This is a genomic window from Qipengyuania gaetbuli, assembly GCF_020171365.1.
Classification (GTDB): domain Bacteria; phylum Pseudomonadota; class Alphaproteobacteria; order Sphingomonadales; family Sphingomonadaceae; genus Qipengyuania; species Qipengyuania gaetbuli_B.
This window is the reverse complement of record NZ_JAIUZO010000002.1, coordinates 539,510-560,996: the sequence shown is the minus strand read 5'-3', so window position 1 is coordinate 560,996 and position 21,487 is coordinate 539,510. Positions and strand designations below refer to the sequence as shown.

At 65.0% G+C, this 21,487-nt stretch carries 21 protein-coding genes; 15 read left to right on the top strand and 6 right to left on the bottom strand.

Annotated elements, in window-relative coordinates; all coding sequences use genetic code 11:
- Positions 1–48: 48 nt before the first annotated feature.
- Complete coding sequence (locus LCL94_RS03260) at positions 49–1,221, bottom strand: PQQ-dependent sugar dehydrogenase (RefSeq protein ID WP_224830968.1); 1,173 nt, start codon at positions 1,219–1,221, stop codon at positions 49–51.
- Here LCL94_RS03260 and LCL94_RS03255 point away from each other — a divergent pair.
- Positions 1,220–1,843 carry a ribonuclease HII gene (locus tag LCL94_RS03255; RefSeq protein WP_224830967.1) on the top strand — a complete coding sequence of 208 codons (624 nt, stop codon included), beginning with the start codon at positions 1,220–1,222 and terminating at the stop codon, positions 1,841–1,843. The genes LCL94_RS03260 and LCL94_RS03255 overlap by 2 nt on opposite strands.
- Positions 1,844–1,846: 3 nt before the next feature.
- Here the strand turns inward: LCL94_RS03255 and LCL94_RS03250 are convergent, their stop codons facing one another.
- A complete protein-coding gene (locus LCL94_RS03250) occupies positions 1,847–2,596 on the bottom strand; it encodes a sulfotransferase family protein (protein ID WP_263611755.1) in 750 nt (249 codons plus the stop codon).
- 202 nt (positions 2,597–2,798) lie between these two features.
- On the opposite strand from LCL94_RS03250, the gene LCL94_RS03245 reads away from it, so the two are divergent.
- On the top strand, positions 2,799–3,950 hold the full coding sequence (locus LCL94_RS03245; RefSeq protein ID WP_318245562.1) for a site-specific DNA-methyltransferase: 1,152 nt from the start codon (positions 2,799–2,801) through the stop codon (positions 3,948–3,950).
- 3 nt (positions 3,951–3,953) lie between these two features.
- On the opposite strand, the gene LCL94_RS03240 is transcribed toward LCL94_RS03245, so the two are convergent.
- On the bottom strand, positions 3,954–5,177 hold the full coding sequence (locus LCL94_RS03240; RefSeq protein WP_224830965.1) for a P1 family peptidase: 1,224 nt from the start codon (positions 5,175–5,177) through the stop codon (positions 3,954–3,956).
- A 113-nt stretch (positions 5,178–5,290) separates the two neighbouring features.
- A complete protein-coding gene (locus LCL94_RS03235; RefSeq protein ID WP_224830964.1) occupies positions 5,291–6,817 on the bottom strand; it encodes a flavin-containing monooxygenase in 1,527 nt (508 codons plus the stop codon).
- A 204-nt stretch (positions 6,818–7,021) separates the two neighbouring features.
- Here LCL94_RS03235 and folP point away from each other — a divergent pair, with 204 nt between their 5' ends.
- Entirely contained in the window at positions 7,022–8,137 is a 1,116-nt protein-coding gene (gene folP / locus LCL94_RS03230) for a dihydropteroate synthase (RefSeq protein ID WP_224830963.1), read from the top strand.
- Here the strand turns inward: folP and LCL94_RS03225 are convergent.
- Entirely contained in the window at positions 8,134–8,919 is a 786-nt protein-coding gene (locus LCL94_RS03225) for an SDR family oxidoreductase (RefSeq protein ID WP_224830962.1), read from the bottom strand. The genes folP and LCL94_RS03225 overlap by 4 nt on opposite strands.
- 21 nt (positions 8,920–8,940) lie before the next feature.
- Positions 8,941–10,359: a sigma-54-dependent transcriptional regulator gene (locus tag LCL94_RS03220; RefSeq protein WP_224830961.1), complete on the bottom strand. Its 1,419-nt coding sequence runs from the start codon at positions 10,357–10,359 to the stop codon at positions 8,941–8,943.
- A 204-nt stretch (positions 10,360–10,563) separates the two neighbouring features.
- On the opposite strand from LCL94_RS03220, the gene LCL94_RS03215 reads away from it, so the two are divergent.
- The 12 genes from LCL94_RS03215 (at position 10,564) to LCL94_RS03160 (ending at position 21,487) form a co-directional block, all read left to right on the top strand.
- Entirely contained in the window at positions 10,564–10,671 is a 108-nt protein-coding gene (locus tag LCL94_RS03215; protein ID WP_234033908.1) for an aa3-type cytochrome c oxidase subunit IV, read from the top strand.
- 11 nt (positions 10,672–10,682) lie between these two features.
- On the top strand, positions 10,683–11,807 hold the full coding sequence (locus tag LCL94_RS03210; RefSeq protein WP_224832648.1) for an NAD(P) transhydrogenase subunit alpha: 1,125 nt from the start codon (positions 10,683–10,685) through the stop codon (positions 11,805–11,807).
- Between the two features lie 24 nt (positions 11,808–11,831).
- Positions 11,832–12,116 carry an NAD(P) transhydrogenase subunit alpha gene (locus LCL94_RS03205; protein ID WP_160607774.1) on the top strand — a complete coding sequence of 95 codons (285 nt, stop codon included), beginning with the start codon at positions 11,832–11,834 and terminating at the stop codon, positions 12,114–12,116.
- A complete protein-coding gene (locus tag LCL94_RS03200) occupies positions 12,116–13,591 on the top strand; it encodes an NAD(P)(+) transhydrogenase (Re/Si-specific) subunit beta (protein ID WP_224830960.1) in 1,476 nt (491 codons plus the stop codon). The genes LCL94_RS03205 and LCL94_RS03200 overlap by 1 nt, the downstream gene beginning before the upstream one ends.
- 4 nt (positions 13,592–13,595) lie before the next feature.
- Positions 13,596–13,937 carry a hypothetical protein gene (locus LCL94_RS03195; RefSeq protein WP_224830959.1) on the top strand — a complete coding sequence of 114 codons (342 nt, stop codon included), beginning with the start codon at positions 13,596–13,598 and terminating at the stop codon, positions 13,935–13,937.
- A 59-nt stretch (positions 13,938–13,996) separates the two neighbouring features.
- Entirely contained in the window at positions 13,997–15,523 is a 1,527-nt protein-coding gene (locus LCL94_RS03190; protein ID WP_224830958.1) for a hypothetical protein, read from the top strand.
- A 58-nt stretch (positions 15,524–15,581) separates the two neighbouring features.
- On the top strand, positions 15,582–16,772 hold the full coding sequence (locus tag LCL94_RS03185; RefSeq protein WP_224830957.1) for a parallel beta-helix domain-containing protein: 1,191 nt from the start codon (positions 15,582–15,584) through the stop codon (positions 16,770–16,772).
- Complete coding sequence (locus LCL94_RS03180; protein ID WP_224830956.1) at positions 16,769–17,782, top strand: SO2930 family diheme c-type cytochrome; 1,014 nt, start codon at positions 16,769–16,771, stop codon at positions 17,780–17,782. Before LCL94_RS03185 ends, LCL94_RS03180 begins: the two co-directional genes overlap by 4 nt.
- Positions 17,779–18,780 carry an alpha/beta fold hydrolase gene (locus LCL94_RS03175; protein WP_224830955.1) on the top strand — a complete coding sequence of 334 codons (1,002 nt, stop codon included), beginning with the start codon at positions 17,779–17,781 and terminating at the stop codon, positions 18,778–18,780. The genes LCL94_RS03180 and LCL94_RS03175 overlap by 4 nt, the downstream gene beginning before the upstream one ends.
- A gap of 49 nt (positions 18,781–18,829) precedes the next feature.
- Positions 18,830–19,525 (top strand): aspartate/glutamate racemase family protein, encoded by a 696-nt coding sequence (locus tag LCL94_RS03170; RefSeq protein ID WP_224830954.1) that lies wholly within the window; start codon positions 18,830–18,832, stop codon positions 19,523–19,525.
- A 110-nt stretch (positions 19,526–19,635) separates the two neighbouring features.
- On the top strand, positions 19,636–20,796 hold the full coding sequence (locus LCL94_RS03165; RefSeq protein ID WP_224830953.1) for a deoxyguanosinetriphosphate triphosphohydrolase: 1,161 nt from the start codon (positions 19,636–19,638) through the stop codon (positions 20,794–20,796).
- Positions 20,789–21,487: an NAD(P)H-binding protein gene (locus tag LCL94_RS03160; protein ID WP_224830952.1), complete on the top strand. Its 699-nt coding sequence runs from the start codon at positions 20,789–20,791 to the stop codon at positions 21,485–21,487. Before LCL94_RS03165 ends, LCL94_RS03160 begins: the two co-directional genes overlap by 8 nt.

The window sequence follows — 21,487 nt, the reverse complement described above, 5'->3', positions numbered from 1 at the left end:
CGGCGCGGCGCTTAGGGCCGCGCACGCCATGAGTCGATCAATTTCGCCTTACTTGGGACGAAGCTCAAGCAGGCGGCCGCCTTCGCCGTCTTCCAGCACCCACAGCGCGCCGTCGGGTCCTTCGATAACCGAGCGGATACGCTTGCCCATGGGATAGCGGGCGACTTCGCGGGCGCTTTCGCCGTCGATGGCAACGCGGACGAGCGCTTCGGTCTTGAGGCCGGAGATGAGCAGGTCGCCCCTGAGGCCGGGGAAGAGATCGCCGCGATAGAAGGTCATATTCCCCGGCGCGATGACCGGGGTCCAGTTGATCGCGAACTTGGCGAACCCGTCGTCCGCCGTGTGATCGGGAATGTCGGTGCCATTGTACTGGTCGCCGTTGGAGCGGACCGGCCAGCCGTAGTTCTGGCCCTTCTTGACGAGGTTCAGCTCGTCACCGCCCGCCGGGCCGTGTTCGATTTCCCAGAGACGGCCTTCGGAATCGAAATCGATGCCGAGCAGGTTACGATGGCCCCACGACCAGATCTCGTTGCTCGGGCTGCCCTGCGCAGCGAGAGGATTACCGGCGGCAGGCGTACCGTCGAGGTTCAGGCGCACGACCGTGCCCAGCGTGTTCGAGGTGTCCTGTGCAGGCTCCTGCTTCTGCCGTTCGCCGCTGGTGACGAACAGGTACTGACCGTCCGGGCTGACCGCGATGCGGTGCGAATAGTGACCGCGGCCGGTCACCTTGGGCGTCTGGCGCCAGATGACTTCAAGGTCGGAAATGGCGCAGGTCGTGGTGGTCGGGCAGATCATCTGCCCGCGCCCGACGACCGCTCCGCGCGTGTCGCCTTCGCCCGCTTCGACCCAGCTGAGGTAAATGGTCCGCATGGCGGAACGCAGGCGCGCCTCGCGCGGCAGGAACGCGACGTCGCCAAGGCCGCCCTGCCCGCCGTAGTCGACATCCGGAAGACCGCTGACCGTGCCGACCGTGCCGTCCTTCGTGTTGACGAACTTCATCGTGCCCGACTTCTCGGTGATGAACAGGCGGTCGGTGCCGGGCAGGAAGGCCGAAGCCCACGGTTCGTTGAAGCTGCCGTGTTCGGTGATCGCGAATTCGAGATCGGTCGGTGCGGGCGTCGAAGCGGCTTCGGTTCCGCCATCGGTGGAATAGCCGCTGCCGCAGCTTGCGAGCAGCAGGGCGCCGGGTAGGGTGGCGGCGAACAAGGTAAGGCGCTTCATGTTTTCATCGTCTCCCGAACATGGTCTTGGCCGCGCACCGCTGGTCGTCGGGGTCGACGAGGCGGGTCGCGGGCCACTGGCTGGTCCCGTCGTCGCTGCCGCGGTGGTGCTTTGCAACCCCTGTCCGCAAGGCCTCGACGATTCCAAAAAGCTCAGTGCAGCGCGTCGTTCCGCACTGGAACCGCAAATTCTCGATAACTGTGCATGGGGATTGGGCGTGGTCGATGTCGAGGAGATCGACCGGATCAACATCTTCCAGGCGACCATGCTGGCGATGACGCTTGCCGTATCACGGCTGGTCAAGGCCCTCGGGAGCGAGCCCGAAGCAATTTTGATCGACGGCAACCAGACGCCGCACGGGCGCTGCGCGGACTGGCGCTGGCCTGCCCGCGCCATCGTCGGCGGCGACGGCTCCGAGGCTTGCATTTCGGCCGCCTCCATCCTTGCAAAGGAATACCGCGACCGCCTGATGTGCGAGGCGGCCGAGGCGCATCCCGAATATGGCTGGGACCGCAACAAGGGCTACGGTTCGGCCCAGCACATGGAAGCGTTGCGCGTCCATGGTCCGACGCCGCTCCACCGCCGCAGCTTTGCGCCGATCAGCCAGATGGTGCTGCTTTAGGTCCTACTGCGCGAAGGCCTTGGCGCGCAGCGTCTCGATATAGGACTTGCCGAAGCTTTCTGCAGAGTCGTCGTCCTTGGCCATACCGCCTTCCTGCTCGTTCGCCGCCGTGATCTCGTCGCGGCTGTTGACGCGCGGGAAGGGTTCGGGCGGGACCGGCACGTCGAGGAACCGGCACAGCGGCTCCCATCCTTCCTTGGGGTGGAACACGAGCAGGCGCTCGGCCGGCAGGCTGGCGATGATCGCCTCGTTTCGGTCGTTGAACCACTTGGTCATGAAGGCCCGGTCGCGGATGTCGCCGCCGTGGAAGTGGTCGAAGATCGTGCCCTTCATCATGTCGCCCGTTGGCGTGCCCACGGCCTTGCCCTGCATTGCTTCGGAGAAGATCGTTTCGGTCACGGATTCGAACCAGCTGTCGGCATCGCGCACGGTCAGGATGACTTTCGCGTCTGGGTAATGGTCCGCCAGTTCCCGCCAGTAAGAAGCGGAAGGGTAGTCCACGGTCGATTGGAAACCGTCGAAAATCTCGTCCCAGTCAGGCCTGCCATTAATCGCTTCGAGCCACATCGGCACCTGTCGGGGCGCGTCGGCGAAAAGCTCCGCCATGTGGAAACAGGGGCCGTAACCGATGTGCTCCAGCGCAAATTTCATCGTGAAGGTGGCGGTGCATCCGACACCTGCGCCGATTACCTTGAGTGCCGTGTAGTCCTCCCGGTTGAGCGACCCGGGTTGAATGGAAGGGGCAGTTTCCAAAAATTCCCGGTAAAGTCGAGTCTTCGAGGCCACACCCCACCATCTTGAGTCCGGTGAATCCGGCCAGACTCAACATCTTGTGGGGGACTCCTTTCGTTCTCCCTCAGCTCTTGTGGCTGGCCGCGATATGCAACCCGGAAGATGCTTGACGCGGACTCCGTTTGGACTCACCCTGTGGATAACTACGGACAGGGGAACCTTCATGGGGGTCATCGAGACCACGAAATCGCGCGCCCGGCGCATCGAGAAAGAAGCGGAACTTCCGCTCGAATTGCCGCGTGGCGAGTTGCCGGTGGGCCGCATCCTCGACGGGGATTGCGTGGAAGCCATGCGCTCGATCCCGACCGCCTCGATCGACCTCGTCTTTGCCGACCCGCCCTACAACCTCCAGCTGGGCGGGGACCTCAACCGGCCCGACGGCAGCCATGTCGATGCCGTGACCGACGACTGGGACAAGTTCGATACCTTCGCTGCCTATGACGAGTTCACCCGTGCCTGGCTGACCGAGGCGAAGCGCATCCTCAAGCCCGACGGCGCGCTGTGGGTGATCGGCAGCTATCACAATATCTACCGCGTCGGCGCGATCCTTCAGGACCTGGGCTTCTGGATTCTCAACGACATCGTTTGGCGTAAGTCGAACCCGATGCCCAATTTCAAGGGCACCCGTTTCACCAATGCGCATGAAACGCTGATCTGGGCGAGCCAGGGCGAAAAGGCGAAATACCACTTCAACTACCGCGCGATGAAGACTCTGAACGACGAGCTTCAGATGCGCAGCGACTGGGTGCTGCCGATCTGCAACGGCGCGGAACGATTGAAGGAAGGCGGGGCCAAGGTCCACCCGACGCAGAAGCCCGAAAGCCTGCTTTACCGCGTGCTGCTGTCGACCACGGAAAAGGGTGACGTCGTGCTCGACCCCTTTTTCGGCACCGGTACGACCGGTGCGGTGGCCAAGCGCCTCGGTCGCCAGTGGATCGGCTGCGAGCGCGAAGGCGTCTATCGCAATGCCGCGCTGAAGCGGATTGAGAAGGAACTGCCGCTCGACGAAAGCGCGCTGACCACCATGCAGTCGAAGCGTTCGGCACCCAAGGTCGCTTTCGGCGCGCTGGTCGAAAACGGCTTCATCACGCCCGGCACGCAGGTGTTCGACAAGAAGCGCCGCTGGGTCGCCACCGTGCGCGCCGACGGCTCGCTCGCCTACGAGAAGCAGACCGGCAGCATCCACGGCCTCGGCAAGGAACTGCAGGGCGCGCCTAGCTGCAACGGCTGGACCTTCTGGCATTACGAGAACGGCGGCGAGGTGAAGCCCATCGACGCCGCGCGCCAGCTGTATTTGCTGGCAGTCGAGGACTAGCGCCTACTTCGCGTCTGGAGCTTCCGGCTCCACCAGCCGCCCGTATTTGCGCAGTACTGCGCGCAGCCGGTCGTGCGGCAGGGCGTGGGCGGTGTTGCCGTTGATCCCGGTCATGGTGCGCGCGGCGACCAGCGCGTTGATCACCGCTTCCTCGGTCGCTTCGACCGTGGCGCGGAAAATCGGGCTCAGCGCGTCGTTCGAAAGGCTGGTCAGTTCCGCGCTGCCTTCTCGGCCCCACTTGCCGGGATTGCCGGTGGAAAAGGCAATGAAGATGTCGCCCGAACCATTCGAAGCGAAGGAGCCGTTGCGCGCGATGCCCATGGTGGCGCGCTGGGCCACGCGCTTCAACTGGTGCGGCAGCAGCGGCGCATCGGTGGCGACGACGATGATGATCGAGCCGGTTTCCTGGTTGTGATCGCCATAGGTCGTGGTGAGGTCGGTAATCTCGCGGCCCACCGGCACGCCTGCCACCATGAAGGTGTCCCTGATCCCGTAATTCGACTGCACCAGCACACCGACGGTGTAGTCCTCTCCCGCTGCCTTGACCACGCGGGAGGAAGTGCCGATGCCGCCCTTGAAGCCGTGAGTGATCATGCCGGTGCCGCCGCCGACATTGCCTTCGGCCACGCGGCCGCCAGCCGCATTGTCGAGCGCTGCGAAGACGTGGTCCTTCTTGACGTGGAAGCCGTTGATGTCGCTGAGGTCGCCGTCATAGGTCTCGCCGACCACGGGCAGCATCCAGAAGGTGTCGGGCTCGCCGGCGAGCGGGGCGAAGAAGCGGCGCTTGTGTGCCCATTCGATCGTCGCATCGCGGACGGTGCCGACGCTGTGGGTATTGGTGATCATCACCGGACCTTCCAGCCAGCCCGATTCCTCGACCCAGGTGGTGCCGGTCAGCTCGCCATTGCCGTTGAGCGCGTACCAGCCTGCGAATACGGGATCATAGGTCTTGCCGCGCGGCAGGATGGCCGTGACGCCGGTGCGGACCGGTCCCTTTCCGACGACGAGATCGCCATCGCCGGAGATCAGCGTGGTGTGCCCGACCTCGATACCGGCGACATCGGTGATGGCGTTGAGCGGTCCGGGAGTGCCTTCGAAGGGTACGCCGAGGTCCCTCGCGCGGACCTGCGGAGCGCCCGCCTGCTGTGCGTGGGCGCTATTCATCGCGCCAGTTCCGGCAGCGCACAGCAGAAGCGCCGAGCCGATCGCTCGCATGGCAGAACGCATTTTCCCTCTCCTCTCCAGCCTGGCAAACCGGACCCCGTTTCCGCGGCACGAATGTGTGCCCTCGTGGAGACTTGATACTGCGGTCCTGCAGCTACGCAACCGCGCGCTGCCGCCTAGCCGATGGCTTCGGCCTCGACAGCGCCCGCCACCCCTGCACCACTGGAGTAGGCGAACTCGGGGCCATCGAGGCTGATCGCGGGAATTTCCTCGCGCTCGCGCCAGTAATCCTGGTTGTGCCGCCACTCGGGCTTGTCCCCGCGCCGCGGCATCTGGTCGAGCCCGCGCATGAGGTAGCCGGGGTTGAAATTGTCGGCCTCGATCCACGGCAGGAGCTCCATGCCCTCGTCTTCGGGCCGGAATTGCACCTCCACACGGCGTGCGCTTTTCCCGTCCATGTGTTTGAGCAGCGAGCAAACGAAATCGCCGAGCATGTCGACGCGCAAGGTCCAGCTGGCGCGGAAATATCCGAAGACCCACACCATGTTCGGCACGCCGGTGAACATCATCCCGCGATAGGTCACCGTGTCGTGCCAATCGACCGGCTTCCCGTCGACGAAGAAGGGGATGTTGCCCATCACGGACAACTGGAATCCGGTGGCAGCGACGATCAGGTCGACTTCGATCTCCTCGCCCGAGGACGTCATGACGCCCTTTTCGGTGAAGCGGTCGATCGTATCGGTGACGACGGTCAGCTTGCCCTCGACCGCGCATCGGAAAACGTCGCCTTCGGGACAGAAGGCGAGGCGCTGCTGCCACACGCGGTATTTGGGCGTGAAATGCGGCTCGAACTCGAAATCGGGCTTGCCGGTAAAGGCGCGGACCAGTTCCTTCAGTTCCTCGAAGACGGCATCCGGCTCCTCGAGACAGCGCTTCGTCAGCATGTCCTGGTCGAACATGATCTGCTGGCGCACGACGCGGTGGACTGTTGGCTCGTCGACGCCGATCTCGCGCAGGCGGTCGGCCAGCTCGTTCTTGTTCTCGCTACAGAAGAAGTAGGTCGGGGACCGCTGGAGCATGGTGACGTGCTCCGCCTTCTCGGCGAACGCAGGGACGACCGTTGCGGCTGTTGCGCCCGATCCGATCACCAGAACGCGCTTGCCCGTGTAGTCGTAGTCCGGGTCCCACTGCTGGGCATGGACGAAATCGCCCTTGAAGTCGGACAGTCCCTTATCCTGCCATTCCGGCGGAATGTAAGGCGTCTTGTGGTCGTAATAGCCCTGGCACATCCAGAGGAAGCTGCAGGTGAAGACCACGCTTTCGCCGTCGGAGAGGCGGGTCGCCTCGACGGTCCACAGGTCGGTCTCGCGCGAGAAACTACACCGGTCGATCCGGTGGCCGTAGCGAATGTGTTCGCCGATGCCGTTTTCCTCGATGACCTCGCCCATGTACTTGAGGATTTCTTCCGCACTGGCGATCGGCGCGCCGATCCACGGCTTGAAGCGGTATCCGAAGGTGTAGAGATCGCTGTCCGAGCGCACGCCGGGATATTTATGCGTCTCCCAGGTGCCGCCGAACGTGTCCTTCATCTCGAGGACCGCATAGCTCTTGCCCGGGCACTGGTCCTGCAGGTGGTAGGCCGAACCGATCCCGGAGATCCCCGCCCCGACGATCAGCACGTCGACATGCGTCGGTTTGGTCATGGCTGTAACAGCGTTCATCCTACTCTCCCGCAAATATTCCCACCAAGTCGTGTCTAGGTCCCTTCTGGAAGGCTTCATTGATGTGAATCAACGCTCCTTTTGAAATCCCGCCTTCCTCGCAATCGGATTAATCCGCGAATTTCTCCCGCCGGGCACGACTCGCGGTGTTCCATCCTTATCACTCCCTGCTAGTGCAGTCCTGTCATGACCCAACACGTCTATATCCGGCCCATCGGCCTTGTCCCCGGTCCCCAGAGCGAACACGGCAATGCCATCCGGCTGGCCGGTTCCATGGCCTATGCCAGCCGCTTCGCAGTCATCCTGCGGCGGGACGGGGATATCGTCGAACGCTGGCTCGCCGCGCCCGATACGATGGCGCAGGTGCTCGGCGCCCTGCCGGACGAGGTGGGGGCCGATGCTGAAGCGCAATGGGCGAACCTGACGCTGGCGCACCCGCCGCTGCAACTGGGGCCGCGCTCGGTCGCGCTCGACCAGCCGCAGGTCATGGGAATCCTCAATGTGACCCCCGACAGCTTCAGCGACGGTGGGCGCTATCTCGACGACCGCGCGGCAGGCCGCGAACATGCCTCCGCCATGGTCGAAGCGGGGGCGGCCATCATCGACGTGGGCGGCGAAAGCACGCGGCCGGGTGCCAAGGCCTTGTGGGAAGGCGACGAAATCGAACGCGTGCTCCCCGCTATCGAGGACTGCGTCGCCATGGGTGCGGCGGTCAGCGTGGACACGCGCAAGGCGGCAGTCATGGAAGCCGCGCTGGAAGCGGGCGCGCACCTCGTCAACGACGTCTCCGGCCTCGCGCACGATCCGCGCAGTGCAGAGGTGGTCGCGGGTGCCGGTTGCCCGGTCGTGCTGATGCATGCGCCGGGCGCTGCCGGAGAGGACCTCCACGAAGGCGGTGATTACGACCGCGTGGCCTTCGACGTGTTCGATGCCTTGCGCACCCGCCGCGATGCGGCGCTGGATGCGGGGATCGAGGCGCGCAACATCCTGCTCGATGTCGGTATCGGGTTCGGCAAGTCGTTGGGCGAAAACCTGGCGCTGGTGAATGCGCTGCCGCTGTTCCACGCGCTCGGCCACCCGCTGCTGTTCGGGGCGAGCCGCAAGCGGATGATCGGTGCGCTCAGCAAGGAAGCGCCTGCCGACGAACGGCTGGGTGGCAGTATCGCGCTGGCGCTGGAAGCCATGCGCAGCGGGGTGCAGATGGTGCGGGTGCACGACGTCGCCGAGACGGTGCAGGCCCGCAACGTCTGGCGCGGCCTGCGCGATGCGGCGCTGACGGACTTCTCTGACCTGCCGGGCTAGTCTCCCGGCGAGGCAGCGCTGCCGGCAAGCAACCCTCCGTCAAGCGTGAGTTCGGCGCCGGTCATGTAGGCGCTTTCGGGCGAGGCGAGGTAGACGCACAGGGCGGCCACCTCCTCGACCGTGCCGAAGCGCTTTAGCGGCGTGTCCTTGACCATCGCGGCCTTGCGCTCTTCCAGGCCCGGGCCGTCGCCGAGCAGTGCCTCCCACATGGGGGTCATGACGGCGGCCGGCTGGACCGAGTTGCAGCGGATCTGCCAGCCCTGCTGCGCGCAATAGAGCGCGACCGACTTGGAATGGTTGCGGATCCCCGCCTTGGATGCCGCATAGGCAGCGGCTCCGGGAATGCCGACCACGCCGGAGCGCGAGGACATGTTGATGATCGAGCCGGTGCCCTTCGCCTTCATCGCACCGATGGCATAGCGGCAGCCGAGGAAGGTGCCTTCCATGTTGACGGCGTTGACGCGTCGCCATTCCTCAAGCGTTGCGTGCTCGGGATCGTGAGGGCGGGGCGGGCCGTCCTCGAAACCGGTGATGCCCGCGTTGTTGACCATCACATCGATGGCCGGGAAGCGTTCGGCCAGCGCCTGCCAGCCGGTCTCGTCGGACACGTCGAGATGCTGCCACTTGCAGCCGAGTTCTTCGGCAGCTTTCCTACCGGCTTCCTCGTCTATATCGGTCAGCACGACCGTCGCGCCTTCGGCAACGAAAGCTGCGCAGACAGCCCTGCCGATACCTCGCGCGCCGCCGGTGACGACGCATTTCATTCCGGTGAGTTTTCCCATGACCCCGAAGGGTAAGGCAGGTCAGGCCGCGTTGTCGATGCCGAGTTCGCTCAGCTTGCGATAAAGTGTCGAGCGCCCGATGCCGAGGCGGCGGGCGACTTCGGTCATACGGCCGCGATAGTGCCCGATGGCGAGGCGGATGATGTCGGCCTCGATTTCCTCCAGCGGGCGCAAATTGCCGTCGTTGGTGTAGAGCAGCACGCCGACCCCGCGCGCCCGGCTCTCGCCGCGCAAGGGATTGTCGCCGAGCAGTTCGGACAGCTGCGGGAAGCTTTCCGCAGTCAGCGCCTCGCCGTCGCAGAAGACAGCGGCACGGAAGAGCACCGCCTGCAGCTGGCGAACATTGCCCGGCCAGTCATAGGCTTCAAGCAGCGAAAGACCGCTGTCGGCGATGGAATGATGCTTGAGGCCCGGCTGTTCCGCGATGCGCGACAGGAAATAGCGGGTGAGGGCAGGGATATCGCCCAGCCTATCGCGCAGCGGCGGCAAGTAGATGCGGGTGGCTGACAGCTTGTCCCGCAGCGCAGCGGAGAATTCGCCGGCCTCTACCGGCTCGTCCAGTTCGAGGTCGCTCGCCCCGAAGACCCGCACGTCGATGCGGAAGCCGTGGGTGGCGCCGGTGGGGCGCACGATGCCGGTCTCCAGCGTTTCCGCCAGCCGTTCCTGGATGGCGAGGTCCATGCGGTCGATCTCGTCGAGCATGAGCGTGCCGCCGTCGCAATGCTGCAGCAGGCCGACCTGCTTGTCGAATGCGCCAGGGAAGGCGCCCTTCTCGTGGCCGAACAACAGCGACTCGAGCGAATTGCCCGGCAGGCCGGCGCAATTGACCAGCCGCATCGGCGCCTTCGCACGGGTCGAACCATTGTGCATCGCGCGCAGGAGCATTTCCTTGCCCGTGCCGGTTTCACCCTCGACGAGGACATGGCCATGGCCGCGCGCAGCGGTTGCGGCCTTGGCCAGCGCGGTGCGGAAAGGAGCGGCAGTGCCGACCATCGCGTCGAAATCGAGGACCTGCGACAGCTTTTCCGTCATCGGCTGCAGCTCATCCTTCGGCGCTTCGCGGCGGGTTGCGCTGCGCAAGGCCGAAAGCAGGCGTTCGGGCGCGATCGGCTTGATCAGATAATCGGTCGCACCGGCGCGCATCGCTTCCACAGCGAGCAGCGGCGAAGTGCTGGCGGTCAGCATCATGACCGGCAGGTTGGGCCAGGCGGACTTGAGGTTGCGGATGAAATCGCACGCATCCTCGCCCGGGACCCACTGGTCGAGGAGGACTGCGGCGATCTGCGTGCCTTCCTTCGAAGTCAGCGCCTCGTGCGCTTCCTCGCAGGTTTCGACCACGATGGTGCGCCATCCCTCGCGGGCAGCAAGCGCCGTTACGAGCCGGCTCTGTGCCGGTTCGTCGTCGATCAGCAGCAGGAGGCGGCCGTCCTGTGTCGCCATAATCCCGTAACGCTCCCTCGTGGCGCGCCGTACTATACGACATCGCTCCCCACAGTCTTAGCAAAGAGGAGTAAATGGGCGATTAAGCGTGAATTTCGGCGTGGAACGGGGTGTCCAAGCCCTTGTCGTTGCTTTTCTTGCACTCTAGAGGACGATTGAATCATAAAACTAATCGAGGGACTGAATATGGAATCCGGGAATGACATGAAGGCCCATAGCAAGACCTATGGCTCCTTCATCGGCATGCTGAAGTGGGCGGTCCCCGTGATCGTCATCATCACGGCCATCGTCGTCATCTTGATTTCGGGCTGAGCGCCGCGTTGATCCGCATCGCTGTCCTGGCAGAGCGGGCGAACGGCGAAAGCCGGGTCGCCATCACGCCGGAAACGGCGAAGAAATTCATCGCACTCGGGGCAGAAGTCGCAGTGGAGGAAGGCGCAGGGGTAAGCGCCTCCATCACCGACGAGGCCTATCGCGAAGCAGGGGCGCAGGTCGTACCCGCGGCCCAGGCGGTCGCGGGCGCGGACATCGTGCTCGGCGTGCAGGCGCCCGATGTGGCGCTGCTGTCCGGCGCGAAGCCTGGCGCGTGGGTCGCTGCGACCTTCGATCCCTATCGCGAAACCGCCCGGGTCGAGGCGTATGCCAAGACCGGGCTGGAAGCGCTGTCGATGGAATTTATGCCGCGTATCACGCGCGCGCAGAGCATGGACGTGCTCTCCAGCCAGTCGAACCTTGCCGGCTACAAGGCGGTGCTCGCCTCCGCCAACGAATATGGCCGCGCATTCCCGATGATGATGACCGCCGCCGGCACGGTGCAGGCAGCCAAGGTCTTCGTCATGGGGGTCGGCGTTGCCGGCCTGCAGGCTATCGCCACTGCCAAGCGGCTCGGCGCGCAGGTGTCCGCAACCGACGTGCGCAGCGCGACAAAGGAGCAGATCCAGTCGCTGGGTGCCAAGCCGATTTTCGTGGAGAGCGTTGCAGGGATCGAGGGCGAAGGCTCGGGCGGCTATGCCACCGAGATGAGCGACGAATACAAGGCCGCGCAGGCCAAGCTCGTGTCCGAACACATCGCCAAGCAGGACATCGTCATCACCACCGCGCTCATCCCGGGTCGTCCCGCTCCGCTGCTGGTCAGCGACGAGCAGATCGCCTCGATGAAGCCGGGTAGCGTGATTTTCGACCTCGCGGTGTCGCAAGGCGGCAACGTCGAGGGATCGAAGCCCGACCAGGTGGTCGAGAAGCACGGCGTAAAGATCGTCGGCTATTCGAACACTGCGGGCCATCTAGCCGCAGACGCATCGGCACTGTTCGCGCGCAACCTCTACAACTTCCTCTCAGCCTTCTGGGACAAGGAGCAGGGCAAACCCGTGCTCGACGAGGAAATTGGCGATGCCGTACGGCTGACGCAGGATGGCAAGGTCGTGAACGAGAGGCTGGCGACGACCTAATCCGGGCCCGGGGAGGGGCCGCACATGGACTTCATTTCGATCCTGTCGATCTTCGTGCTGGCGTGTTTCGTCGGCTATTATGTGGTCTGGTCGGTCACGCCTGCGCTGCATACGCCGCTGATGGCGGTGACCAATGCGATTTCCTCGGTGATCATCGTTGGCGCGCTGATCGCGGCGGCGGAGGCGGGTAGCCCCCTGGCGAAATGGTTGGGCCTTGCGGGCGTCGTGCTCGCCAGCGTGAACATCTTCGGCGGCTTCGCTGTCACCGAGCGAATGCTGGCCATGTACAAGAAGAAGGAGAAGAAGTGATGCGTCGCCTTCTCCTCGCTGTACCGTTCCTGCTGACGGCCTCGCCTGCCGCTGCGTCGAGCGGAGAGCCGGTGAACCCGTGGGTCGCGCTCGCCTATCTCGTGTCGGGCGTGTTCTTCATCCTCGCGCTGCGCGGCCTGTCCTCGCCCGCGACGAGCCGGACGGGCAACCGCTTCGGCATGATCGGGATGCTGATTGCCGTGGTGACCACGCTGGTCACGCATTCGGTCGTCAACATCGTGGAAATCGGCTTGGCCATCTTCCTTGGCGGCATCATCGGCGTCACGATCGCTCGCCGTATCGCTATGACCGCGATGCCAGAACTGGTCGCGGCCTTCCACTCACTGGTCGGCCTTGCCGCTGTGCTGGTTGGCTGGGCAGCCTACCTCAATCCGGGTGCCTTCGGCTTGCTCCTGCCCAATGGGGGGATCGACCCTGTCAGCAAGGTCGAGATGGGCCTCGGTATAGCGATCGGTGCGATCACCTTCTCCGGTTCGGTCATCGCCTTTGCCAAGCTTTCCGGCCGGATGAGCGGCTCGCCGATCCTGCTGCCCGGGCGGCACATCATCAACCTCGGCACGCTGGCCGCAATCCTCGTGCTTGTCGCCATGTTCGCGCACACGGTCGGCGCAGGCACGATGCCGTTGATCGTTGCGCTCACCATCGCCGCTTTCGCGATCGGATTCCTGCTGATCATTCCCATCGGCGGGGCGGACATGCCAGTCGTGGTATCCATGCTGAACAGCTATTCGGGCTGGGCGGCGGCGGCGATGGGCTTCACGCTCGGCAATACGGCGATGATCATCACCGGCGCGCTGGTTGGCTCCTCGGGCGCGATCCTCAGCTACATCATGTGCCGCGCGATGAACCGCAGCTTCCTCTCGGTGATCGCCGGCGGCTTCGGCGCCGACAGCAGCTCGGGCGGGGGCGAGGCCAAAGAGCAGCGCCCCTACAAGCAGGGCAGCGCGGAAGACGCGGCCTTCATGCTCGAACAGGCGGAAAAGGTCATCATCATCCCGGGCTACGGCATGGCGGTGGCGCAGGCGCAGCACGCGCTGCGCGAGATGACCGACATCCTCGAGGAAAAGGGCGTGGAGGTGAAGTTTGCCATCCACCCCGTAGCCGGACGCATGCCGGGCCATATGAACGTGCTGCTGGCAGAAGCCAACGTGTCCTACGACAAGGTCTTCGAGCTGGAGGACATCAACTCCGAATTCGCCCAAGCCGACGTCGCCTTCATCATCGGCGCGAACGACGTGGTGAACCCGGCTGCCAAGACCGACAAGTCGTCGCCGATCTACGGCATGCCCGTGTTCGACGTGGACAAGGCCAAGCAGGTTTTCTTCATCAAGCGTTCGATGGGCGGCGTGGGCTATGCCGGCGTCGACAATGACGTTTTCTACATGGACCAGACCATGATGCTGCTGGCCGATGCGAAGAAGATGGTCGAGGAAATCGTGAAGGCGCTCGACTGACTCCATGCGCAAGACCGTTATCGCAATCGCTGTGCTGTCGCTCGTCGGTCTCGGCCTGTGGGGCTGGTTCGGCGGCGTCGAGCGCGTGACCGCAGGCCGGATCGAGGCCGTGCTGGTCGACAAGGGCATCCCGCAGCCTGTCGCTGCCTGCATGGGCGGGCGCATGGCTGAGCGCCTGTCGCTCATGCAGCTGCGCAAGCTCGAAAACCTGCAGGCGCGCGAGGGGGAAAGCGAAGTGCCGCTGACCATGGCCGAATTTCTCGAACGCCTGCGCCGCGTGGACGACCGCGAGGCGATCGAGGTGGTCGGCACCTCGGCAGCGATCTGCTCCTTCACGGCCGGATAGCGCACGGCTTCCCAAACCCGCTCGCTCGCGGCATGATCGGTGCCGAGGGGGAGGGACTCATGAAGAAACTGGCACTCACGACAGCCGCGCTGCTGATGGCGGCGACGGCCAATGCGCATACCGGTCACGGCGCCGAAGAGAACGCGACGCTGGCGCAGGTCGGGACCGAATTCATGGTCATGGAGACGAGCGCGAACGAGGCGGCGAAGGAGCCGTTCCTGCGCGGCCTCGCTCTCCTCCATAACTTCGAATACGGCTACGCGGCGGAGGAATTCCAGCGCGCGCAGGCCGCCGATCCGGGCTTCGTCATGGCCTACTGGGGCGAAGCGATGACCCACAACCATTCCCTTTGGGACGATCAGGACCGGGACGCTGCGCTTGCCGCACTGGCAAAGCTGGGCGCCACCCAGGCGGAGCGCGCTGCCAAGGCTCGGAATGCGACCGAGCGCCAATGGCTCGACGCGGTCGAGACCCTTTACGGCGAAGGCACCAAGGAAGAGCGCGACCTCGCCTACCTGGCAAAGATGCGCACCATGCTCGCCGCGCGCCCCGACGATATCGACATGCGCGCCTTCACGGGACTGGCGGTGCTCGCCAGCTCGCATGGCGGCAGGCAGCTGCCTATCTACATGGAGGCGGCAGGTGTGCTGGAGCAGGGCTTCATGACGCACGAGATGCACCCCGGCATCCTCCACTACCTGATCCATTCCTATGACGATCCGGTCCACGCCCCGCTCGGCAAGCGGATGGCGGAGCGTTACGCGGTCGTCGCGCCCGATGCGGGCCATGCGCAGCACATGGTGAGCCATATCTTCCATGCGCTGGCCGACTGGCAGGCGGTGGAGCGTGCCAACGTGAACGCAGATGCGGTGGTTGACCGCCAGCGGGCCTCGCAGGGCCGCGAGCCCAGTTCCTGCGGCCACTACAACGAATGGCTGGCCTATGCGCTGCTCCAGCAGGGCAAGGATGCGGGGCAGCTGATCGCCGAATGCCGGGTTCAGGCAGAAGCGCAGATCGCGGGTGGACCCAAGGGCCGCCTCGGTTTCGGTCCGGCCTCCAGCTATTCCGGCATGGCCATGTGGAACGGCATTGCGACCGGCACATGGGCACCTCCGCTCGAAGGCGTGGACGAAGGTTTCCTCCTGACGCGCTTCGACCAGGCCTACGCGCGCCTGATGCGGGCCGGGGGCGACCGTCAGGAAGTGGCAGCCGCGCTCGGCCGAATGAAAGCTCTGGCGGCCGAAATCGATGCCGCGCTCAAGGAAGAATCGCCCTACGACACGTGGGTCAGGCCGTGGATGATGCGCCAGGTCGCGCAGGGCGAAGCGCTATTGGTGCTGGCCGAGGGTCGTACCGATGAAGGTCTTGCCCTGCTGCGTGCCGCAGCCGAGCAGGAAAGCGCGACCCCTGTAGTCTATGGCCCGCCGCCGGTAGGCAAGCCGGGCTGGGAAATCCTTGCCGAGCGTCTGGCTGCAGCAGGCCAGCACAAGGAAGCGGCAGAAGCCTATCGCGAAGCGCTGGCCTTCGCGCCGGGGCGCAGGCTGTCGATGGAAGGGCTGGCCCGGGCACAAGCCGCCTCCCGCTGAAGTCCATCGCTTGCAATCGTCTGACCTTGCGGCACAATGGGTTGCAAGGGAGAGACTCATGTTCAGAATGACGATTGCTGCGGCCCTGCTTGCGACTGCCGCGCCTGCGCTGGCCGAAACCCATGTCGTGACCCCCGGTGACGGCGCGCAGGAGCGCTTGCAGGAGGCGCTCATCATGGCGCAGCCGGGGGACGAGATCGTGCTCGAAGCGGGCCGCTATGCGATGAGCGACGGTCTCAGCCTCGATGTCGAAGATGTGACCGTGCGCGGCGCAGGCATGGACGGGACCGTGCTCGACTTCACCGGCCAGCAGGGCGCGGGCGAAGGGCTGCTCGTCACCAGCGACAACGTCACATTGCGCGATTTCGCGCTCGAAAACCCCAAGGGCGACGGGGTGAAGTCCAAGGGCGCCGACAATATCGTCTACCACCGCATTCGCGTGACCTGGACGCGGGGTCCGCATCCGGAAAATGGCGCCTACGGCATCTATCCGGTCGAAAGCACCGGCATCCTCGTCGACGGGGTCAAGGTGACCGGGGCGAGCGATGCGGGCATCTATGTCGGCCAGTCCGACCGGATCACCGTGCGCAATTCGATCGCGGAGGCGAATGTCGCCGGGATCGAGATCGAGAACAGCCGCAATGCGCTGGTCGCGCACAATGTCGCCACGCGCAATACGGGCGGTATCCTCGTGTTCGATCTGCCCAGCCTGCCGGTCATGGGCGGTGGCAACGTCATAATCGAAAACAATTTGGTGGTCGCCAACGACACGCCCAATTTCGCGCCTCCCGGCAATATCGTGGCCGGCGTACGGCGCGGTACCGGCATCATGGTCATGGCCAACGAAAAGGTGCTGATCGAGAACAACATCCTGTCCGGCAACCCGACGGCGCCGGTCATGGTTATCGCCTATGTCCAGCCCTATGAAGATGCACGTTACAACCCGCTTCCGCGCGAGGTGGTGGTGGGCACGAACAGCTACGACGGCGGCGGCTATGACCCGCAGCTCGACGGCGCGGAGATGCTGCTGGCGGCCTTTGGCGGCGAACTGCCGCCGGTCCTGTGGGACGGGCTTGGTTCGCTTGCCGCGGTCGAAGGGACCGCGGGGTGGAGCCTCAACCTGGCCGAGGCCGGAAAGGGCCTCGGCGCAGCGCAGCCCGGACCTCTCGTCGTGACGGCGCCTGCGTCCGCGTTCGATCGCAGCGGTATCGGTGCACCTGCAGCGCTGGAGGCACGGCTCGGAGGATGAGGCCTGCCACCGCCCTGCTTGCCGCAGCGAGCCTCGCGCTGGCCGGATCGGTTGCGGCACGCGCCGATTTCTTGCAGCCGGTCGCGGCGGTCGAAGCAGTCAATGACGATGCGGTGGTGCAGGGTATGCCGCGCCTGTTGTCGCAGTTCGGCTTCTTCACGGACGGGGCAGGACAGGCCCCGGCGGCACGCGTCACGCCCTATCGCCTGAATACCCCGCTCTATTCCGACGGCGCGGAAAAGCTGCGCTTCGTCTACGTGCCCGAAGGCAAGCGGATGGAAGCCAATGGCGATGGCCTGATCGATTTTCCGGTCGGCACTGCGCTGATCAAGACCTTCGCTTTCGGCGAGGGGAGCGAGCGGCGGCTAATCGAAACACGCGTCTTGCTCCACCGTGAAAGCGGCTGGGTGGCTCTGCCCTATGTCTGGAACGCGGAGCAGACCGATGCTGCGCTGGCGATTGCGGGAGCGCGCATGTCGGTCGTCACACCGGCAGGCGAGGCGATCAGCTACCGCGTCCCGAACAAGAACCAGTGCAAGGAATGCCACGGGCTGGACGATGCGGTGATCCCGATCGGGCCCAAGGCGCGCAATCTGTCCGGCGAATGGCTGGCGGCCAATCTGGACGAAGTTCCGGCTGGTGCCGACCGGCTGGTGGTCTGGGAAAAGCGAAGCGCTTCCGGTGTCGCGGCAGTGGCCCGCGCCTATCTCGACGTGAACTGCGCCCATTGCCACCGGCCCGGGGCCACAGCCTCGAACAGCGGGCTCGACTTGCGGTGGGAACAGGACGATCCGCACGCGCTCGGCGTGATGAAGCGCCCGGTCGCAGCCGGACGCGGGGCTGGTGGCTTGCTGTTCGATGTCGTGCCGGGCGATCCCGATCAGTCGATCCTGCTTCACCGGATGCTGAGCAATGATCCCGGCGTCGCCATGCCCGAGGTCGGCAAGTCGAGTATCGATCGCGAAGGAACCGAAGCGGTGCGCCGCTGGATCGAGGAGATGCCGAAATGAAATGGATCGTGCGCGCGATCGGCCTGCTACTTCTGGCAGGCGGTCTCGCTTTCCTCGCCTTCAGGGTGCCGGATACTGATGCGGAGGAGATGTGGGCCAAGTACGGTGCCTCGCCTTCTCAGGCTGTCGAACTCGCCGACGGACGCACGGTCCACCTGCGGGACGAGGGGCCGCGCGATGCGCCGGTGATCATGCTGCTGCACGGGTCGAACGCCGACCTCTACACCTGGCAGCCCTGGGCTGAGATGCTGCGCGAGGATTACCGCGTTATCCGCTTCGACCAGCGCGGCCACGGCCTGACGGGACCTGCGCCCGATGACGATTATTCGCATGACGCCTTCGTCACCGACGTCGGGAATGTCGCCGATGCGCTGGGTCTCGACCGCTTCGTGCTGGCCGGAAATTCCATGGGCGGCGGCATCGCCATGGGATACGCCATAACCCATCCCGAACGGCTCGACGGACTGGTGCTGGTCGATGCGGGCGGCGCGGACATCCAGCGCGAGGGCAGCGGCAATCTGGCTTTCAAGCTGGCGCGCATTCCCCTGGTCAACAGCCTCGCTTTCCAGCTCATGCCCCGCTCGATCGTCGAGCGCAGCCTGTCGCAAAGCGTGTCCAACCAGCAAGTCGTCAGCCCCGAGGCCGTCGACCGCTACTGGGAACTGGCGCGCTATCCGGGCAATCGCGATGCGACGATGAAACGCTTCGGCCTTGGATGGACGGTTTTCGACAAGGCTGACGTGGCCAAGGTCGAAGTGCCGACACTGGTGATGTGGGGCAAGGAAGATGCACTCATCCCCTTCGCGGCGGCGGGCTGGTATGACGATGCCCTGCCGAACTCCACCTTGGTAGCCTATGACGGCATTGGGCACATCCCGATGGAAGAGGCGGCGGAGCGCAGCGCGGCGGACCTCGTGGTGTGGCTTTCGGACATCGCCCTTGCGGCAAGCGAAACCGCGTCGGAACCGCCGAGGGCGCAGTCCGTTCCCAATTCCTGAAGAGGGACTGCCCGCAAGGGCGCGACAGGGTAACAGGAAGGGAGCGCACTTGCGCAAGCTGGGTCTAATCGGGGGGATGAGCTGGATCTCTACCCGCGCCTATTACGAACGCATCAACCGCGAAATCCAGCGCAAGGGGCATCCCATGTCCAGTGCGCCGATGCTGATCGAAAGCCTCGACTATTCGCTCATTGCCGAGGCGAAGCAGGCGGACGACTGGGACCGGATCGCAGCGCTGCTGGTCGATAGCGCACGCCGGCTGGAAAGCGCCGGTGCCGAAGGCCTCGTGATCGCCGCCAACACCATGCACAAGGTCTATGACCGGGTGGCGGAAGGCATCTCGATCCCCATCCTGCACATCGCCGACAGCGTGGGCGAGGCGATGCGCGCGGCAGGCTGCGACAATGCGGCGCTGCTCGGCACGCGCTTCATCATGACCGAGGGCTTCTACCGCCAGCGGCTGGTATCCTACGGTGTCGACCTGCTTCCGCCCGATCCCGGCGATGTCGAGCTGGTGGACGGCATCATCTACAAGGAGCTGATGCTCGGCCGCGTCACGCGCTCTGCCGAACGTGCACTCAAGACCGTCATCACCAACAAGGACAAGGAAGGCGCGAAGGCCATCGTTCTCGCCTGTACCGAGCTTGAGCTGGTGGTCGATACCGACGCGAACGTGCTGCCGGTCTTCGATTCCACCGACATTCACTGCCGCACCGCCGCCGACTGGATTCTCGTCGGAGAGTAGGGAAGGCCGGGCCCTGGCAGCCCGAAGCGGTGGTTTTCGCCGATAAGCGGCAGGGTTCCCATTTCGTTCACGTTGTCGCGGCGAATCGCCTGACCTAAGCCAGCGGCTCGATGCAGAGAGCCCCTTACGCCGCCGATCCCGCCGCCTCGCGCGGGCGCGAATTTCCCGAGAACCGAGACGGTGCGCGCGGTCCGCGCAGCGAATTCCAGCGCGACCGCGACCGGATCGTCCATTCGATCGCCTTCCGCCGCCTGCGCTCGAAGACGCAGGTCTTCGTCGCTCCGGACGGCGATCACTACCGCACACGCATGACGCACAGCATCGAAGTCGCCCAGATCGGCCGGGTCATCGCCCGCGAGCTGGGGCTGGACGAAGACCTGACCGAGGCGCTGTGCCTTGCCCACGACATAGGTCATCCGCCCTTCGGGCACGCCGGCGAAAAGGCGCTGGAAGAGGCGATGACCCATGCAGGCGGCTATGACCACAATGCACACGGCATCCGCACGCTGGCGCGGCTGGAATGCAATTACCCCGACCATCCCGGCCTCAACCTGACCTGGGAAACGCTGGAGGGCATGGCGAAGCACAATGGCCCGGTCGGCGCGGCCAATTGGGCGCTTGCGGATATCGACAAGGCCTTCCCGCTGGAACTCGGCCAGTGGCCCTCGCTCGAGGCGCAGGTGGCAGCGGTTGCCGACGATATCGCCTATGACAATCACGATATCGACGACGGTCTGAGGGCGGGCTTCCTTTCGCTCGACGACCTGATGGAGGTCGATTTCCTCGCCGACCAGTTCCGGCGGGTCGAGCGGCAGCATCCCGGCGCCTCGCGCGAGCACCAGCTGCGCGAACTGGTTCGCAGCCAGATCGGGCTGATGGTCAACGACGTGCTCGAACAGACGCGCAAGGCCGTTAAGGGCCTCGACAGCGCCGGGCAGGTGCGCGAAGCCGGAAAGCAGCTGGCCGGTTTCTCGCCCGGCATGGCGAACGAGGAACGCGCGCTGAAGAAATTCATGTACCAGCGGCTCTACTACCATCCCGAGCAGATCCAGACGGCAGAGCGTGCCCGCGATGTCATCGCGCGGCTGTTCGTCGCCTACCAGCAGGATCCGACGACCATGCCCGACGATTGGCTCGATCGCTTGCCGGAAGGCGAACCCGGCAAGAGCCGTCACATCGCCGATTTCATCGCCGGCATGACCGACCGCTTTGCCATCGACCAGTGCACCCGCATCTACGGCCGCGCGCCGCAGGGGCTGTCCAATGTCTGACGGCGCGACGCGTATCTGCCTCATCGGCGCGACCGGGCTGATCGGCGGCAAGGTGATGGAGGAATGCATCGGCCGCGAGGACGTGCGCCTGTCCGCCATCGCCCGTCGGGAAGCGCAATTGCCCCGGGGCATCCGCATGGAGCTGTTCGTCGCGGAGCCGGAAAAATGGGGCGAAGTGCTCGAAGCCATGCGACCCAAGGCCGTCATTTGCGCATTGGGGACCACTTGGAAGAAGGCCGGGCAGGACGAGGCCGCATTCCGTGCGGTCGACCATGATCTCGTCCTCGCGACCGCCCGCGCTGCGAAGGAGCACGGGGTCGAGCGTTTCGTTGCTGTCAGCTCGGCAGGGGCGGATCCGCTGTCCAAGACTTTCTACCTGCGCGTGAAAGGCGAGACAGAGCGCGAGCTGACCAAGATCCGCTTCCCTCGTCTCGATATCCTGCGGCCGGGCCTGCTGCGCGGCAAGCGCGAGAACGACCGGCGTGTCGGGGAACGGCTGGGCATTGCGGCAGCGCCGCTCGCCAACATGCTGATGCACGGCAAGTACCGCCAGTATCGCGCGATCCACGCCGAAACTGTCGCGCAGGCTGCGCTGGCCCTGGCCAAGAGCGCCGCACGCGGGCGCTTCGTGCACGACAATGACGGCATTATCCGGGCAGCGAAACGCCTGCCGCAACTCGTGGACGAATAG

Bases quoted from the DNA above. Each gene is read 5' to 3' on its own strand.
- LCL94_RS03190 (WP_224830958.1), top strand. From the start codon at position 13,997: ATGAAGAAACTGGCACTCACGACAGCCGCGCTGCTGATGGCGGCGACG.
- LCL94_RS03165 (WP_224830953.1), top strand. From the start codon at position 19,636: ATGCAGAGAGCCCCTTACGCCGCCGATCCCGCCGCCTCGCGCGGGCGC.
- LCL94_RS03160 (WP_224830952.1), top strand. From the start codon at position 20,789: ATGTCTGACGGCGCGACGCGTATCTGCCTCATCGGCGCGACCGGGCTG.
- LCL94_RS03220 (WP_224830961.1), bottom strand. From the start codon at position 10,359: ATGGCGACACAGGACGGCCGCCTCCTGCTGCTGATCGACGACGAACCG.
- LCL94_RS03185 (WP_224830957.1), top strand. From the start codon at position 15,582: ATGTTCAGAATGACGATTGCTGCGGCCCTGCTTGCGACTGCCGCGCCT.
- LCL94_RS03195 (WP_224830959.1), top strand. From the start codon at position 13,596: ATGCGCAAGACCGTTATCGCAATCGCTGTGCTGTCGCTCGTCGGTCTC.
- LCL94_RS03255 (WP_224830967.1), top strand. From the start codon at position 1,220: ATGTTTTCATCGTCTCCCGAACATGGTCTTGGCCGCGCACCGCTGGTC.
- LCL94_RS03205 (WP_160607774.1), top strand. From the start codon at position 11,832: ATGGACTTCATTTCGATCCTGTCGATCTTCGTGCTGGCGTGTTTCGTC.
- LCL94_RS03245 (WP_318245562.1), top strand. From the start codon at position 2,799: ATGGGGGTCATCGAGACCACGAAATCGCGCGCCCGGCGCATCGAGAAA.
- LCL94_RS03225 (WP_224830962.1), bottom strand. From the start codon at position 8,919: ATGGGAAAACTCACCGGAATGAAATGCGTCGTCACCGGCGGCGCGCGA.
- LCL94_RS03175 (WP_224830955.1), top strand. From the start codon at position 17,779: ATGAAATGGATCGTGCGCGCGATCGGCCTGCTACTTCTGGCAGGCGGT.
- LCL94_RS03235 (WP_224830964.1), bottom strand. From the start codon at position 6,817: ATGACCAAACCGACGCATGTCGACGTGCTGATCGTCGGGGCGGGGATC.
- LCL94_RS03260 (WP_224830968.1), bottom strand. From the start codon at position 1,221: ATGAAGCGCCTTACCTTGTTCGCCGCCACCCTACCCGGCGCCCTGCTG.
- LCL94_RS03180 (WP_224830956.1), top strand. From the start codon at position 16,769: ATGAGGCCTGCCACCGCCCTGCTTGCCGCAGCGAGCCTCGCGCTGGCC.
- folP (WP_224830963.1), top strand. From the start codon at position 7,022: ATGACCCAACACGTCTATATCCGGCCCATCGGCCTTGTCCCCGGTCCC.
- LCL94_RS03215 (WP_234033908.1), top strand. From the start codon at position 10,564: ATGAAGGCCCATAGCAAGACCTATGGCTCCTTCATCGGCATGCTGAAG.
- LCL94_RS03240 (WP_224830965.1), bottom strand. From the start codon at position 5,177: ATGCGTTCTGCCATGCGAGCGATCGGCTCGGCGCTTCTGCTGTGCGCT.
- LCL94_RS03200 (WP_224830960.1), top strand. From the start codon at position 12,116: ATGCGTCGCCTTCTCCTCGCTGTACCGTTCCTGCTGACGGCCTCGCCT.